Below are 14,640 nucleotides of genomic sequence, written 5' to 3' on the forward strand. Positions count from 1 at the left end.
TTTTTTAAGTCAGCAAGGGCGTTCTACTCAGCAAAAGGTTACGATTTAATGACAATTATTTTAAAAAAATTTAATCTTAGTAAAGGTTAATTGTTTCAGAAGTAAAGAAAATAATTGCTTGTTTTTAACGCAAAGACCGCAAAGATTTTTTTACTACTAAACTTTTTTAAGTTCGCAAGGGCGTTCTACTCAGCAAAGAGAGTTAGAGTTAGATTTACATGACATATTGATTTTGAAAAATTTTAATTATTTAAAAACTTTTCTGCTTCGCTTACGGTAAAATCGATAAGTTTTTCATCGGTTTTGCCATTGAAATCAGCCATCATATAAGAACCATGGGTTGCGGGAAGAATCATGAGCTGCGAGTTTTTTACCAGCCGCCACATTTCCACCGTATGTTCTGGTTTCATAACATCTTTATCGCCTGAAATAAATAAGGTTGGAGATGATATATTTTTTAAAATATTTTCGTCCCAGTCTTCGAAAGCCTGCATTCTTTTACTGTCTTTATCGAACATATTTTCAAGGGCAGAAAAGTCCGGATTCAGGTTTAAAAAATTGATTTTAAGCGGCTCAGGCATTGAATCGAGAGTAGCATTGTTCATGCTTTCAAAGAAACCATCCATCATTCCGCTTTTTTTATAGAATGCGGATGCAATGACCAGTTTTTCCACCATGTCAGGATACAGATAAGCGACCTGCATCACCGTATTTCCGCCATTGCTGAATCCCCAAAATGAAGCTTTTTCAATGTTAATACTTTTCAGAAGTGCAGCAATATCATGTGCATCCTGTTCAAAAGTTTCCGGAATATCACGATGACCGGATCTTCCGTGATTCTGAAGATCAATCCCAATGAGCTGAAATTAATGTTCCAGTCTTGTAATAACTTCTTTGTAATCGAACAGAATGGAACCGCCGCCGCCATGAATCAAAACCAAAGGTTTTCCGGAACCGTAGATTTCGTAATACATCTTAATTCCGTTAACTTCCTGATAGCCTTTTTCAACCGGATTCATTTTAATATTTTAAATTTTTATCGAATTCATATTTTAAGCCTTCATAACCGAGAATTCTCCGCATCAATCCGATTTGTCCGCACAGATAATCTTCCCGGCCGATGCACATTCCGATGAAATTCAGAACCGTTTCCGGGAAAAAGTCGATATTCATTCCCATGGGAAAGGCTTTGTCTAATTCTTCATCCGATACTTCGAGCAGCTTCTGATATACCAGAGGTGAAATTTTATGGAAGGCGTCTTTTAGCTGTTCCAAAGATGGATATGTAAAACTTTCGTCCAGGCTCTTTCCCTGAAAGAAAAGTTCTTTAAATTCAAATTCCTCCTGAATCCCGAGCACCGATCCTAAAGCATATCTCATGTCTAAAAAGTTTCCGGCCATCCAGATGATGTGATTGGTTTTGCCTTCTATTCTTTTCAGGGCATCCTGCCCGGAAATTCCGTCAAGCACCATCAGGAAATTCTGGCTGTGACCCCGAAATGCGGGAATAATAATGTCTAATTTTTTTGCTGTTGGCGTGTCCATAATTTTCTTTTTGAGGATTTGTAATTAGGATGGAATCTGGGAAGGATCTGCAAAAATAACGTTCCAGCCATGACCATTGATGTCCCAGAAAGAATTTTGATACATCCAGCCATGATCCTGTGGCTCTTCATGCTGTGTTGCGCCGTTGGCTACGGCTGCATTCACCACCTGGTCTACTTCTTCGCGGCTGTCTAAGCCGATCGCGACCAATACCTGGGTCGTATCGCCTTTCGGAACGGGTCTTTCGGAGAAAGTTTCGAAAAATTCTTCGGTCAGGAACATGATAGAGATGGTATCATTCATCATGATACAGACTGCTCTTTCATCGGAAATCTGTTCGTTGACGGAGAATCCAAGATTAGTCCAGAATTTTTTTGTTTCCTGAATATCTTTTACGGGAAGATTGACATAGATCTGATTGATTTTCATAGTGTAATTGTATTGGTTTACCTATAACCAAAATTATCAACTTGCTGTGAAAATCAACTTGCCATAAGGCAAGATTTATGTTTTCGCGGGATGTGAAACCAATTCTTTACGGATACGGCTTAAAGAAGTATCTGTAACGCCGAGATAAGAAGCAATCTGTTTAAGCGGCGCGAATTGTATGACGTAAGGTTTTTGTTCCAGAAGATTAAGGTAACGTTTGGTTGCTGACAGGGTAAACATTTCCACGGAACGCTGCTTACAGATGAAAAGCTGCTGGGACATCCACGCCCTTCCCCATTCCCTCAGATTCGGAATTTTATGAAAAAGCTCCTGAAAGGTTTCAAAATCAAATTTCCAGCATTCGCAGTCGGTAATGCAGACAATATTTTCCTGGGTGGGAATTCTCTGAAAAAGGGAGGAAACCTCAATAATAATTTCGTTTTCAACAAAGAAATTAGTAGTGACGTCGTTGCCGTTGAAGTCCGTTACAAATGATCGGGCAAGGCCTTTTTCCAGAATATAATATTCATTGGCTGTTTTGCCTTCTTCAAGGATAAAATCTCCTTTATGGAAGGTTATTTTCTCATGGGCACTAAATATTTCCTGAAGTTCTTCAGGTAAGAAAAATGGGAAATCGTAGCATATTTTGAGGGCCTTGCTTATCATCAGGTAACTGTTTTTTGTGCTTCTAAAATAGAATTTTTATGGGAACTGATGAAGAGAAATTTTTAGATTTTGAAAGATGAGTATTTGAATAAGATTTTTAACATTAAGTAGTTAAGTTTTTTAGATCGACGCTATTTTAATTATTTTTTTGATGAGGTATAAACAAAGTTTATTTTGTTAAGTAATTGAAGATCCTTCGACAGGCTCAGGATGACAGCGCTAATACTACTCGCTATAGGCACATATTGTCAGATAATATTTGATGGTTGATAGTTGTCGGTTGTCGGTTGAAAATAAATCGATTTAAATATTATTGTTAAAAAAATTCATTATTTTTTCAAATAAGGTAAATAACTGAAGCTCAATGATTCAAAATAATTAATAATTTAGCGGTATGAAACAGACTTTCAGATTTAATTCGATTTCAGATTTTCATTCATTTTGTAATCTTCCGAATCCGGAACATCCGCTGATCAGCCTTATTGATTACAGCAAAGTACAGTATCCGGTGAATGATACGGAGCTGAAATGGATCCAGAATTTCTACTCGGTGGGACTGAAACGTAATGTGAATGCAAAATTCAATTACGGGCAGCAGGAATACGATTTTGATTCCGGCGTTCTGTGCTTTGTTTCGCCGCTTCAGTTCCTGAGCCTGGAAATGAAACCCGATATCGTAGCGGAACCGACGGGCTATCTGCTGCTCATTCACCCCGATTTTCTTTGGGGGACTTCGCTGATCAAAAAAATCAAGTCGTACGAGTTTTTCAGCTACCAGATCAATGAAGCATTGTTTTTGTCGGATAAGGAGGAGAAGGTGATTGTTGATCTTTTCCGGAATATTGAAAAGGAATACCAGAACAATACCGATAAATTCACCCAGGAACTGATTGTTGCCCAGCTCGAACTATTCCTTATCTACGCCGAACGTTTCTATGAACGGCAGTTTTTTACCCGTAAAAAATCCAGCCACGAACTGCTGGAAAAGTTTGAAGAAACGCTTTCGCAATATTTCAGCAGCGGAAACCTTCTGGAAAAAGGGATTCCTTCGGTAAAATCCATCGCTGAACAACTGAATATTTCCGCGAACTACCTGAGCAGCCTGTTGCGGATTCATACGCAGCAAAACACGCAGCAGCACATTCAGAATAGGCTGATCGATCACGCCAAAGAACGTCTGAGCACGACCAATTTATCCGTGAGCGAAATTGCTTATGAGCTGGGATTTGAGCATCCGCAGTCTTTCAGCAAACTGTTTAAGCAGAAGGTGAATCAGTCGCCGGGGGAGTTTAGGAGGGCGTTTAATTGAGGGTTTTATTGATTTGAAATTTGATTTAGTTATGCTAAAGTGTCAATTAAACTTTATATTTATTTATCTATTTTTGTACAAAGTACATGAAAAAACTTATTAATTATTGTGTATAATCTGAACTAAAGGTAATTATGTTCATAAAATTTTAACTACAAAACTAATGAAACCGGGACAACGTTTATGGACAAGAGATGAGCTTATTCTAGCAATTAATCTATATTGTAAATTACCATTTGGTCGCTTACACCGCTTAAATCCTGAGATTATAGACCTTTCTATACTTCTAAATAGGACTCCAAACTCAGTTGCATATAAATTAGTTAATTTTGCTAGCCTTGATCCAAGCTTAAAAGAAAGAGATATAAAGGGAGCCGTTAATATTAGTAAACTTGATAAGGAAATATGGAATGAATTTTATAATCACTGGGATATTCTGCCGTATGAAAGTGAAAGATTATTAGCTACTCTTAAACACACAACAGTTGAACGGTTAAATGATATTCCTGAAAATGAATTACCACGAGAGGGAAAAGTAAAAGAACAATTAGTAAAGACTCGAGTTAATCAATCTTTTTTTAGATCTTCAATATTGGCGGCTTATAACAACACTTGCTGCATAACGGGAATTAAACATTCAGAACTTCTAGTTGCCGGTCACATTCGACCTTGGGGAATAGATGAAAGAAACAGGCTAAATCCCAGAAATGGAATTGCAATAAATTCATTACATGATAAAGCTTTTGAAATAGGATATATAACAATTACACCAGATTATCATATTAAAATATCTCCAATACTTCTTAAAGAGACAAATCAACATTCATTTGATTTTTTTGGTAAATTTGAGAATCAAAAAATTATTCTTCCTTCAAGATTTTTACCAGATAGGGAATTTTTAAAATATCATAATGAAGAAAGATTCAAATCATAATATGAACTATAAACTTTTAGAAACAGTCGCAGACATTGCATATTATGCAGGTCAAAAAAGTTACTACTCTGGAAATTCAAGACAAGATATGATGGACTTTATCTGGTGGGCTGAAGAATTTGAAGAATTTCATGAAAATACTGATTGGGACACTATTGATTATATGCTAACTATTGAAGAGTATACAGAAAAAAAACTCTATTTAAAATTATCTGAATTTTAAATAGATAAATTCAAACTATTTTTTTTTAAGATAATTTATCAAACTTGTTTCAAAGAAAACTATCAAAAATCCCGACAACCATCACACTACTAAGTATTTACCCCCAACCCAACATTTGGTAATTTCTACGCTATCCTTCCTGTTTTTTTCTTCGTTACTTTGGTTAACCAAAATCAACTACCCAACAAGGGTAAAAACTAACACTAACCAAAAAACAAAAAAATGGAAACAATTGAAATCACCAAAACAGGAGTCGGGATCAACGATCCTTTTGAACGCGTAATCTTTGACGCCGCTAGATCATCGGGCAGTGCTACAGAAGCGTACTCGATTGAAGTATCCGGACAGGGCCAGCTTACCGGGCTTTCTTACACGGTTCCGGCCCACGCTGAAGGGAGAATCAAAGCCAAGCTTCAGATTTCTGCCATGTCCAGCGAAGACGTACAGAAACTTAACAATCTTGCGATGGGCATGCTGGATGCAAGCGCTCAGACCCAGGTAAAAGAATTTGAAAAAACCGCAGCCAGCGCCAACCTTTCGGTGTGGACCTGGTTTTTCGGTGGCGGAGGCGCTTCTGCTTCCTACGAGAAAACCAAAGAGAGCATGCTTTCAAAAGGGCTTACAGAGGCTCAGATCACCACATTGATGGATGCTTTCCTCGAACTGGCAAAGAAAATGTCAACGGTAGAAATTAATTTTTATATCAATAATTCAGCGAATCCGTATTCCGTTTCCGGGGATCTTTATTTATATACCGTTTCCGGAACGATCAAAACTGAAAAAGGAACGGCACAATACCGTATGTTGGCTGACAGTGCTTCTGCAGGTGGACCTCCTCCATCAGGCGGTGGCGCTCCTGCTTCGGGAGTTATTAAACTGAATTAATTTCAGAGATTGTAGATTAGAATATTTTGAGTGGCCGGAGAAATCCGGTCATTTTGGTTTATATAAAGTCTCGATACATTTTTCTTCGCTTCGCTGCGAAAACAGTCGCATTGACACAGAGAAAAAAAATTATAATCTGTTAATAAATCTTCTTTAAAAGAACAATCAACACAAAAAAGAGAAGCCAAAGCCTCTCTTTTCTATATCATTTATCCAAACTTTTTCTTTCTCAGCCAGAAGAACAATCCTCCTAAAATCCCGATGATTGCTAACGGCAGCAGCAAGTTAAACCATTGCCAGTTGTTTTTCTCTTCGGTGATTCTCTGTCGGTCCAGAAGCCTTTCTTCGATATTTCGGTTTCTGAGTTCCATCAGATTGCTGTCATCCAGAAGATAGTCGAGGGCATTTCTCAGGAACTGCTCATTTCCAAACTGTTCGTTGGTCAGCAGATCTACACCCAGAGGAAGCGCCTCTCCTTTCAGGACTTTATTTCTACCTACATCTCCGTCGGCGATGACGATCATTTTATTTTCAGGACTTGAATTTTTGAAATTCGGGTATGATTTTCTTTCAATCCTTGAAGCATACGCCGAGTTGAACTTTCCTTCCAGCGCTACTGCATAAATTTTCGGGGTGCTGGGTTTTTCCATTTGCCCGAGGCTGTCTACACTGGAAATTTCTTTTAAGTCAACATAATTCGGAACCTGTTTCAGCAACGTTCTTTCACTTGATTCAAAAAGAACATTTGTTTTAATATTTTTTCTTCCGCCCAATGTATCGATAGAAGTCGGGAATTCAAATTTCACCGGATTGATATTTTTGGTAATCGGATTGTTGTTTTCTGCAATTCCCAATGGATAATACGGCCACGGAAGACTTGTGTACTGAGGATTGCCACTCACTTCTCCCGTCACTAATCTCAAAAGGGCAAATTTCTTCACATCTTTTACCAAAGCGGGGTTAATCCTGATTCCGTAGTTGAAGAAAAAGTCGGTCATATTGATGTCAACCGGGAACGGCATTACTTTTTTAGACCTCATCAGCGTATCCATTTCTGCATTTACCGCGTCAATCATCCATAACGTTTTACCGCCGTTCATGATGTATTGGTCAAGGATCACTTTTTCTCCATCGGTAAAGGCTTTCCTTGGCTTTGCAATCACTAAGGCACTCATCTGCTTCAGCATCGGAACATCTGCAAGGCTAAGCTCAGTCTGGTTTTTCGGAATGATAGGCCCTGCATCGTAACTTTCTGTTGCCAGCTGCATGAATCCCTGGAATTCAGTAGGGCTCAGCTCATCCTGATTGATCAGGATTCCAATCTTTTTTCTTTTATGAGCCGAAATGTTTTTAATGTTGGAAACAAGATTGTATTCCAAATTTTCTATGGATTTTGTCAATTGCTGGTCTGCATCAATTCCGGACTGTTGTACCACCAAAGGAATCGAAACTCCTTTTTTATCATATTTTACCACCGCATACGGAAACAGCATGATCTGTGAAACTTTCCCGTCTTTGATATCCGGAAGTACGGAAGGCTGCATTCCCATTGCCATCAAAGTATCCTGGGACATTTTGGTTTTGATGGGATCAATAAATTTAAAATCGATCTTCGGATTGATCTTCCTGAATTCTTCGAGCATAAATCTCGTTTCACTCTGAAGCTGCTTAAAGCTTGCAGGAAAATCTCCCTCAAGGTAAACATCCACTACCAACGGTTTGTTGACCGATTCCAATACTTTAATGGTATTGTCGGAAAGCGTATATCTTTTTTCTTTGGTTAAATCCAGTCTGATGCCTGAAACGGCAAGAATAATTACCAACGGTAAAATGACGAAAAGTAAAATTCCCAGCGGAGATTTAAATGATATCTTCTTCATAATTCTACTTTTTTTTATTAATGAAATGATTGGACAACACTAAAGCAATACCGATGATCAATACAAAGTAAGCCACATCTTTAAAATCAATAAGCCCTCTTGTAAAGCCTAAGAAATGCTGGTAGAAACCGATATTCTGCAAAATAAAATCTGCACCGCCAAGCAATTTATAACTTGCCAGCTGCTCGATTCCGAAGTACATGATGAAACACATGAAAACACCCAACAGATAAGCCATGATCTGGTTTTGGGAAAGAGAAGAAGCCAGAATCCCCACTCCTGAAAATGCTGCAATTAAAATAATTAACCCGATATAACTTCCGAACGTCATCCCAAGATCAATATTTCCTGCCGGAACACCCAATACATAAACGGTGTATAAATAGATCAGCGAGGGTATCAGGCATAAAATACCAACAATCCAAACGGAAAAGAATTTTCCGAATACGAGATCTGAAATTTTTAAAGGTTGAGAAAACAGCCAGTTCAGTGTTCCGGTTTGTTGTTCTTCCGCAAAGGTTTTCATGGAAAGAGCCGGAATGATGAACATTAACAGCCATGGAACCAATACAAAATAGCTTTGTAAGGAGGCCATCCCAATCTCAAAAATATTGGAATCGTTGTCGAAAAAAAACAGAAACAGGGTTGTGATCAGACTGAAAGCCGCAATGATAATCCACGCGCTCCAGTTTCCGAAGTAACTCCAAAGTTCTTTTTTTAAAATTGCAATCATAGTTTTTATTGTCAAATGTTGTTAGTTAATTGTTGTTAGTTGTTAGCTTTTTACGATCAACCATGAGCTAACAACCATTAACCAATCATTACTTTTTCTTATTTTTATTAACGAGTTTCACCGTCATCATGATTAAAAATACCACAACGAAAAATCCTGTGATTAATTGCCACCAATATTCAATAACCTGAGATTTTAAGATTACCGTGAATACAACCAGGAACAAAATGAACGTTGCAATTTCATTTGCCTGTCTTAGTTTGATATTGGCTGTTTCTAAAGTGTTTCCGTTAAGTTCTTTCAGTTGTAATACTTTTTTCCAGCACCAGTAATGGTAAATTGCGAGGCCGATAAGAAATGTCAGCTTCAGATGAAACCAGGGTGTTTTCATCAATCCTAAATTCAGGAAGATCATCGTTATTCCGCAGATGGTCATGATGACACCTGCCGGAACGGTAATGATATTCCAAAGCCTGCGTGCCATAAAAGTATACTGTTCTCTCAGGATTTTCTTTTTATCATCGGCAAATTCGTCGGTATCTTTATAGTAGACAAAGATTCTTACAAGGTAAAAAATCCCTGCAAAATAGCTTACCATGAAGATAATATGAAGCGCTTTTATTATAGTGTAAAGCATCGTAAAAAAATAATGGCAAATATAACGTTAATGACAAAAATATTTGATAGAAAACGTAATAAATGTTATCATTTTCCTGCTATGTTTACTGTTATTTATTAAAAGTTTTGAAGATTTTAAGATCTTCTATTTTACGAAAGAGATACTATCCATTTTTTTACCCTCAGCATACTTTTTAATATAGAGGAGATTTCCCTTCTGATCATAATATTTCCAGTCTCCAAAATAAAACCAATGACGCTCATTCTGAGATACTTCTACTTTTGACTGCCCCCTCTCCATCAGTTCTCCGTTAGGAAAATACTTTTTAGTTTTGGTGACTGTTTTTTTAAATTTATTTTTTTCGTACAATTTATTGTTGAGATAAATTTTCCAGATTCCCACCTTTTCTCCCTTTTTATATTTTCCGAATGCGGTTAATATTCCTTCGTCAGCAGAATATTCTTCCTTCCACCTGCCGTCTCTTTTATTTACATTATTTTCGTTATTAATATATTGGTTCATTTTTGTGTTACAGGAAACCAATGTTAAAGCACAGACCAGAGCAATATATATTTTTTGCATAAAAAAACAGAATTTCCGTAAATATAGAAATTCTGTTTTATTCTACAATTGTAGAATCGTTTTATTTTTAAGAAATCACCCCAAGTTCTTTTCCAACTTTTTCAAAAGCTGTAATCGCTTTATCCAAATGTTCTCTTGTGTGTGCTGCAGAAAGCTGAACCCTGATTCTCGCTTTTCCTTTTGGCACCACCGGATAGAAGAACCCGATCACATAAATCCCTTCATCCATTAATTTTTCTGCCATTTTCTGGGCTAAAGGTGCATCGTAAAGCATTACCGGAACTATTGCTGCATCCCCATCAGGAATATCAAAACCTTTTGATTTCATTTCAGCTCGGAAGTATTCAGCATTTTCCATTACTTTATCACGCAAAGAAGTATCTTCGGAGATCATATCCAATACTTTCAACACTGCTCCCACGATTCCCGGCGCCAGTGAGTTGGAGAATAAATACGGTCTGGAACGCTGTCTCAGCATATCAATGATCTCTTTTTTACCTGAGGTAAATCCGCCCAAAGCACCACCTAACGCTTTTCCTAAGGTGGAAGTAATGATGTCTACTCTACCCATCACGTCGTTGGCTTCATGGGTTCCACGGCCTGTTTTTCCGATGAAACCGGTAGCGTGAGAATCATCAACCATTACCAAAGCATCATACTTATCCGCTAAATCACAAACGCCTTTAAGGTCTGCAACAATTCCGTCCATTGAGAAAACACCATCGGTAACGATGATTTTAAAACGGTGGTTTTTTTCGGAAGCGGCAATAAGCTGTGCTTCCAGATCTTCCATATTGTTGTTTTTATAACGGTATCTTGCGGCCTTACAAAGACGGACGCCGTCGATGATGGAAGCATGGTTCAGCTCATCGGAAATGATCGCATCCTCTTCAGTGAATAATGGTTCAAAAACCCCTCCATTAGCATCAAAACAAGCGGCATAAAGAATCGTATCTTCAAGGCCTAAGAAATCTGCAATCTTCTGCTCCAATTGTTTGTGAATATCCTGAGTTCCGCAGATAAAACGAACGGAAGACATTCCATAACCGTGAGATTCTATCATTTCCTGGGAAGCTTTCATCACTTCCGGATGATTGGATAATCCCAGATAATTGTTGGCACAGAAGTTCAGGAGTTTTTTTCCATTGGCTTCTATTTCCGCACTTTGCTGAGAAGTGATGATTCTTTCTCTTTTATAAAGCCCGTCGTTTTCAATATTTTGCAGTTCGTTCTGTAGATTTTCAAGATACTTTTCAGAGATCATTTCTAATAATTTTTAAGATGCGCTAATTTAATAAAAAAAGCCGTCTCACAAGGATGAAACGGCTTTGTATTTATGATCTGTCTTTTATTTCTTTAAAAACTTCATACTTTTATCATTAATTCTGAAAATATATGTTCCGGGAACAAACTCTGATGTATTAATTGGTTTTCCTGGCTGATATATTCCTTTCTTCACAAGTTTTCCATCTGAGAAATAGATGGTAAATTCCGCAGGTCTGTCAACGCCTTTGATATTGATTTCATTTTTAACAGGATTGGGATAAAGGGCAAATTCATTCTTCATCATTTCTGCTGTCCCTAATGTATTATCCTGAGTCACCGTTGAATTTTTTTCTAAAATCTGATACTCGTAGTTAAATTCTACACTGGCAACCGGAAAAGCCACGGATTGCGTAAAATACTGGTTGTTTACCGTATTATTCGGTGCGAAATACGCAACCTGACCACCTGTGCCGTTTACTTTTATCGGAAGAGGCATTTCAAAAAAGCTTACCGTAGGACTGCTTTGTGTCTGTGAAGCTTTAATAGTTAAGGTATTTCCTACCTGTTTCCAGCGGATATTATAGGTGGGATACCCCTGTCCGTAGATCCAGTCGTTGAAAAATTCTGTAAAATCTTTACCGGTGGAAGTCAGTAATGACGCGTTAAGATCCTGAGTTCTTACGTAATTGTAGGCAAGAGCAGGTCTGGAATGGTATTCTTTAATAGCCTGATAAAAAGCAGTGTCTCCAAGAATCCATTTAATCATTCTTAAAACATATCCACCTTTAGAATAAGACAATCTTCCATTAAAAATGGTACCGACATTGGTAAGGTTGGCATCTGCCACGTATACACTTCCTCCTGTTGCACTTGTAATGTAATTTTTCTGTCCGAGAAGGTAGTTTAAAAAATTAGCATTGGTCATCAGTAATTTTTCATTGGCTACATGTTCTCCGAATGTTGCAAAGCCTTCGTTGAGCCAGATATCGTTCCAGGCGCCACAGGTTACTTTATCTCCAAACCATTGGTGGGCAAGTTCGTGGGCTATTAAATCTCTGGACCATCCTCCCATTGAAGACATGGTCTGATGCTCCATACCGCCTCCTGCCTGGAATTCCATGTGACCGTACTTTTCGTTTCGGAAAGGATAAGGCCCGAAGTAGGTTTCAAAAGTATCCATCACTGTTTTTGTCCAGTCGATGTTGCTCATGCTTGTTGTATTGGTGGAAGTAGACGGGAAAATATAATTCACAAAAGGGAAAGGAGGATTTCCCATGGTGTCATTTATTTTAACAAAATTGGTAATCGAAAATGCAATGAGATAAGCCGTGGTAGGATATTGCGTTCTCCAGAAAGTACGCTTTTGGCCGTTCCCAAGAAGGGTTTCTGACATAAACTTACCGTTGCCCGCTACACTATACTGTGAAGGCGTAGTAACCTTTATATCAAATCTTTCTATTTTATCATTTAAACTTTGCTTGGTAGGAAACCAGTCTTGTGCACCATAAGGCTCACTTAACGTAGACAAAACTGCAGTTCCGCCCTGGGTTCCGTTAAAAAAAGCATTATTGGCGGTAGGCGGGGCTCCGGAATAACTGATGGTAAGAGAATCGAGCACATTCGCAGACAGCGCGGAAGCAAAATCAATTTTTACTTCTTTTGTGGAAAGCTGCTGGAAATTAAGATTATTGCCATGATAGGATACCTGTGAAACTGTCATCTGATCATCAAGATCAAAATAGATGCTGCTGATATTCTGGGTTGGCTTAAAATGCGAGGTTACGGAACCTGCAATACTGTAAACGGCAGGATCAACCGTGACATCCATTCTTTGGTACTGCAGATCATAGTTTAAGGTATTGGGATTGATATTTCCGACTGCCATTTTATTGGCAAAAGACTTCATTTCTTTTGCAATAAGCCCCTTTCTTTCAATATTGTCTATGTTTTTCTGGGCATACGACTGCTGAATCGTAAGAACGGCCAGTAACAAAAAATAGAATTTTCTCATACATAATAAAAATTGTATCAAAGATATAAAAAAACCTTTCAATCATTGATTAAAAGGTTTTTATCTTAATTAAATTTTAATAAATCTATAAATCTAAAGCTGGTTCAAGAATTTTTTCCATTCTTTTCTTCACCATGTCTACCGATCCTGAATAATTGTTTACCAATAAAGAAAAAACCAAGGTCTTGCCGGTATTGGTTTTCATATACCCTGCCAGTGTTTTTACTCTGTTTAAAGTTCCTGTTTTTGCAAAAATCTGTCCGTTTCCAAGTCCGTTGAACATTCTTTTTAACGTACCTGACTGTCCGCCCACCGGTAATGAATTCAAATATGTTTTATAATATTTTTCATTCATTAAGGAGGTAAGGAATTTTGCCTGGGCAATCGGGGTTACATTATTGCTTCTTGAAAGTCCGCTTCCGTCGATATAATTGAGGCCCATCATGTCAAAACCTTCGCTTTTCAAATGTTCCGTCACTACTTTTCTTCCGGATTCCGTAGTCTGATCTCCCAAGCTTTGGAAACCTACTGTTTTCAGCAATGCTTCGGCCAAACCATTATCACTGTGCTGATTGGTATAAAAAATAATATCGCCTAAAGTCGGAGATTTATACGTTGAAACCAGCTTTCTGCTTTCAGGATTGGCATCCGTCATTTTCGGGATTACTTTTCCGGTTACAGGAATTCCACCCTTCACCAGAGTTGTTCTGAATGTATTGGCAAGATAAGCCGGAGCGTCTGGTAATTTTGTGGTTAAAATACCGTCACCTTCATATTTATCGGCATACACCATCTGGTTGTTATAAGGAGAAACGTAGAAAAATTTCTTTTCGTTTGAGAAGTTGGCAGATTTTTTTACAATCAGTTTTTCATTAGCAGGATTGATCTCATGAGTGGTTCCTGCAGGCAGGTAGTAATTATTATTCTCCAACCAAACAACATTTTCCGGAAGCTTCGAAATATTGCCTTTGAAAAGCGCTGTCTGGATGATAATATCACCATTTACCTTTTTGATTCCCTCACGTGAAAGTCCTTCTTTAAAATCTGAAATAATATCTCTGTAGGCCCAGGCTCCGGCTTTGTTCGTACCTAAAGAAGGATCGCCGCTTCCCACGATATAAAGATTTCCGTTAAGAATTCCATTCTCATCAACACTTCCTGAATATTCCAGCTGCGTATTCCAACGATAATTCTCACCCAGCATGCTCATTGCCGTTTCGGTGGTCAGTAATTTTGTGGTGGAGGCAGGAACTAAGGGAGTATTTTCATTATACGAAGAGATCACTTTCTTCGTTTTCGGATCGTACACTACGAATCCCCAGGTTGCATTTTTTAGCACCGGATCGGTCATCATTGTGTTTACATTAATGTCTACAAGCTCTTTCGCCGACAGAACTGTTTTTTCTACTATCGATGTGATCGGTGAAGGCAGATTTAAACTGTTGTTCTGATTTTCGTAACCCGGAGAATACAGCACTGTAGAAACGGTAGACTGGGCAAGGACGAATCCTGCGGCCAGCACCGCAACACCTGAAATATACTTTCTGAAATTTACCAT

General features: G+C 38.1%; 16 protein-coding genes. 4 read left to right on the top strand and 12 right to left on the bottom strand.

Annotation, left to right across the window (positions count from 1 at the left end; genetic code table 11):
* Positions 1-242 precede the first annotated feature (242 nt).
* The 5 genes from HHL20_RS09525 to HHL20_RS09540 form a co-directional block, all read right to left on the bottom strand.
* Positions 243-857, bottom strand: coding sequence for an alpha/beta fold hydrolase (locus HHL20_RS09525; RefSeq protein WP_317165991.1), 615 nt, complete (start codon positions 855-857; stop codon positions 243-245).
* Positions 858-866: 9 nt separating this feature from the next.
* The gene (locus HHL20_RS19545) at positions 867-1,019 is read right to left on the bottom strand and encodes an alpha/beta fold hydrolase (RefSeq protein ID WP_228463151.1); all 153 of its coding nucleotides are present in this window, start codon (positions 1,017-1,019) and stop codon (positions 867-869) included.
* A gap of 1 nt (position 1,020) precedes the next feature.
* The gene (locus HHL20_RS09530; RefSeq protein WP_169230897.1) at positions 1,021-1,545 is read right to left on the bottom strand and encodes a DinB family protein; all 525 of its coding nucleotides are present in this window, start codon (positions 1,543-1,545) and stop codon (positions 1,021-1,023) included.
* A 24-nt stretch (positions 1,546-1,569) separates the two neighbouring features.
* Entirely contained in the window at positions 1,570-1,974 is a 405-nt protein-coding gene (locus HHL20_RS09535) for a VOC family protein (RefSeq protein WP_169230898.1), read from the bottom strand.
* A gap of 75 nt (positions 1,975-2,049) precedes the next feature.
* A complete protein-coding gene (locus HHL20_RS09540) occupies positions 2,050-2,640 on the bottom strand; it encodes a Crp/Fnr family transcriptional regulator (protein ID WP_169230899.1) in 591 nt (196 codons plus the stop codon).
* A gap of 394 nt (positions 2,641-3,034) precedes the next feature.
* Here HHL20_RS09540 and HHL20_RS09545 point away from each other — a divergent pair, with 394 nt between their 5' ends.
* From HHL20_RS09545 to HHL20_RS09560, 4 genes are all read left to right on the top strand, one after another.
* Entirely contained in the window at positions 3,035-3,949 is a 915-nt protein-coding gene (locus HHL20_RS09545) for a helix-turn-helix domain-containing protein (RefSeq protein WP_169230900.1), read from the top strand.
* A gap of 163 nt (positions 3,950-4,112) precedes the next feature.
* Positions 4,113-4,883: an HNH endonuclease gene (locus HHL20_RS09550; protein WP_169230901.1), complete on the top strand. Its 771-nt coding sequence runs from the start codon at positions 4,113-4,115 to the stop codon at positions 4,881-4,883.
* Positions 4,861-5,106, top strand: a complete 246-nt coding sequence (locus HHL20_RS09555) for a hypothetical protein (RefSeq protein ID WP_169230902.1) — start codon at positions 4,861-4,863, stop codon at positions 5,104-5,106. The genes HHL20_RS09550 and HHL20_RS09555 overlap by 23 nt, the downstream gene beginning before the upstream one ends.
* Before the next feature lie 222 nt (positions 5,107-5,328).
* Positions 5,329-5,991 (top strand): hypothetical protein, encoded by a 663-nt coding sequence (locus HHL20_RS09560; RefSeq protein ID WP_051686407.1) that lies wholly within the window; start codon positions 5,329-5,331, stop codon positions 5,989-5,991.
* Between the two features lie 209 nt (positions 5,992-6,200).
* Here HHL20_RS09560 and gldG read toward each other — a convergent pair whose 3' ends face one another.
* From gldG to dacB, 7 genes are all read right to left on the bottom strand, one after another.
* Positions 6,201-7,871, bottom strand: a complete 1,671-nt coding sequence (gene gldG, locus HHL20_RS09565; RefSeq protein ID WP_169230903.1) for a gliding motility-associated ABC transporter substrate-binding protein GldG — start codon at positions 7,869-7,871, stop codon at positions 6,201-6,203.
* Between the two features lie 4 nt (positions 7,872-7,875).
* The gene (locus HHL20_RS09570) at positions 7,876-8,604 is read right to left on the bottom strand and encodes an ABC transporter permease subunit (protein ID WP_169230904.1); all 729 of its coding nucleotides are present in this window, start codon (positions 8,602-8,604) and stop codon (positions 7,876-7,878) included.
* 88 nt (positions 8,605-8,692) lie between these two features.
* A complete protein-coding gene (locus tag HHL20_RS09575) occupies positions 8,693-9,241 on the bottom strand; it encodes a CopD family protein (protein WP_169230905.1) in 549 nt (182 codons plus the stop codon).
* Positions 9,242-9,367: 126 nt separating this feature from the next.
* A complete protein-coding gene (locus HHL20_RS09580; RefSeq protein ID WP_169230906.1) occupies positions 9,368-9,805 on the bottom strand; it encodes a toxin-antitoxin system YwqK family antitoxin in 438 nt (145 codons plus the stop codon).
* Positions 9,806-9,872: 67 nt separating this feature from the next.
* Positions 9,873-11,069 carry a glycine C-acetyltransferase gene (gene kbl, locus HHL20_RS09585; RefSeq protein WP_169230907.1) on the bottom strand — a complete coding sequence of 399 codons (1,197 nt, stop codon included), beginning with the start codon at positions 11,067-11,069 and terminating at the stop codon, positions 9,873-9,875.
* A gap of 84 nt (positions 11,070-11,153) precedes the next feature.
* Positions 11,154-13,082 carry a M1 family metallopeptidase gene (locus HHL20_RS09590; protein WP_169230908.1) on the bottom strand — a complete coding sequence of 643 codons (1,929 nt, stop codon included), beginning with the start codon at positions 13,080-13,082 and terminating at the stop codon, positions 11,154-11,156.
* Positions 13,083-13,167: 85 nt separating this feature from the next.
* Positions 13,168-14,640, bottom strand: coding sequence for a D-alanyl-D-alanine carboxypeptidase/D-alanyl-D-alanine endopeptidase (gene dacB, locus HHL20_RS09595; RefSeq protein ID WP_169230909.1), 1,473 nt, complete (start codon positions 14,638-14,640; stop codon positions 13,168-13,170).

This window comes from Chryseobacterium cheonjiense (assembly GCF_012927265.1).
GTDB classification, from domain to species: domain Bacteria; phylum Bacteroidota; class Bacteroidia; order Flavobacteriales; family Weeksellaceae; genus Chryseobacterium; species Chryseobacterium cheonjiense.

Excerpts from the sequence above, each read along its gene's own strand:
- HHL20_RS19545 (WP_228463151.1), bottom strand. The coding sequence starts at position 1,019 with ATGAATCCGGTTGAAAAAGGCTATCAGGAAGTTAACGGAATTAAGATG.
- HHL20_RS09530 (WP_169230897.1), bottom strand. The coding sequence starts at position 1,545 with ATGGACACGCCAACAGCAAAAAAATTAGACATTATTATTCCCGCATTT.
- HHL20_RS09535 (WP_169230898.1), bottom strand. The coding sequence starts at position 1,974 with ATGAAAATCAATCAGATCTATGTCAATCTTCCCGTAAAAGATATTCAG.
- HHL20_RS09540 (WP_169230899.1), bottom strand. The coding sequence starts at position 2,640 with ATGATAAGCAAGGCCCTCAAAATATGCTACGATTTCCCATTTTTCTTA.
- HHL20_RS09545 (WP_169230900.1), top strand. The coding sequence starts at position 3,035 with ATGAAACAGACTTTCAGATTTAATTCGATTTCAGATTTTCATTCATTT.
- HHL20_RS09550 (WP_169230901.1), top strand. The coding sequence starts at position 4,113 with ATGAAACCGGGACAACGTTTATGGACAAGAGATGAGCTTATTCTAGCA.
- HHL20_RS09555 (WP_169230902.1), top strand. The coding sequence starts at position 4,861 with ATGAAGAAAGATTCAAATCATAATATGAACTATAAACTTTTAGAAACA.
- HHL20_RS09560 (WP_051686407.1), top strand. The coding sequence starts at position 5,329 with ATGGAAACAATTGAAATCACCAAAACAGGAGTCGGGATCAACGATCCT.
- gldG (WP_169230903.1), bottom strand. The coding sequence starts at position 7,871 with ATGAAGAAGATATCATTTAAATCTCCGCTGGGAATTTTACTTTTCGTC.
- HHL20_RS09570 (WP_169230904.1), bottom strand. The coding sequence starts at position 8,604 with ATGATTGCAATTTTAAAAAAAGAACTTTGGAGTTACTTCGGAAACTGG.
- HHL20_RS09575 (WP_169230905.1), bottom strand. The coding sequence starts at position 9,241 with ATGCTTTACACTATAATAAAAGCGCTTCATATTATCTTCATGGTAAGC.
- HHL20_RS09580 (WP_169230906.1), bottom strand. The coding sequence starts at position 9,805 with ATGCAAAAAATATATATTGCTCTGGTCTGTGCTTTAACATTGGTTTCC.
- kbl (WP_169230907.1), bottom strand. The coding sequence starts at position 11,069 with ATGATCTCTGAAAAGTATCTTGAAAATCTACAGAACGAACTGCAAAAT.
- HHL20_RS09590 (WP_169230908.1), bottom strand. The coding sequence starts at position 13,082 with ATGAGAAAATTCTATTTTTTGTTACTGGCCGTTCTTACGATTCAGCAG.
- dacB (WP_169230909.1), bottom strand. The coding sequence starts at position 14,640 with ATGGTAAATTTCAGAAAGTATATTTCAGGTGTTGCGGTGCTGGCCGCA.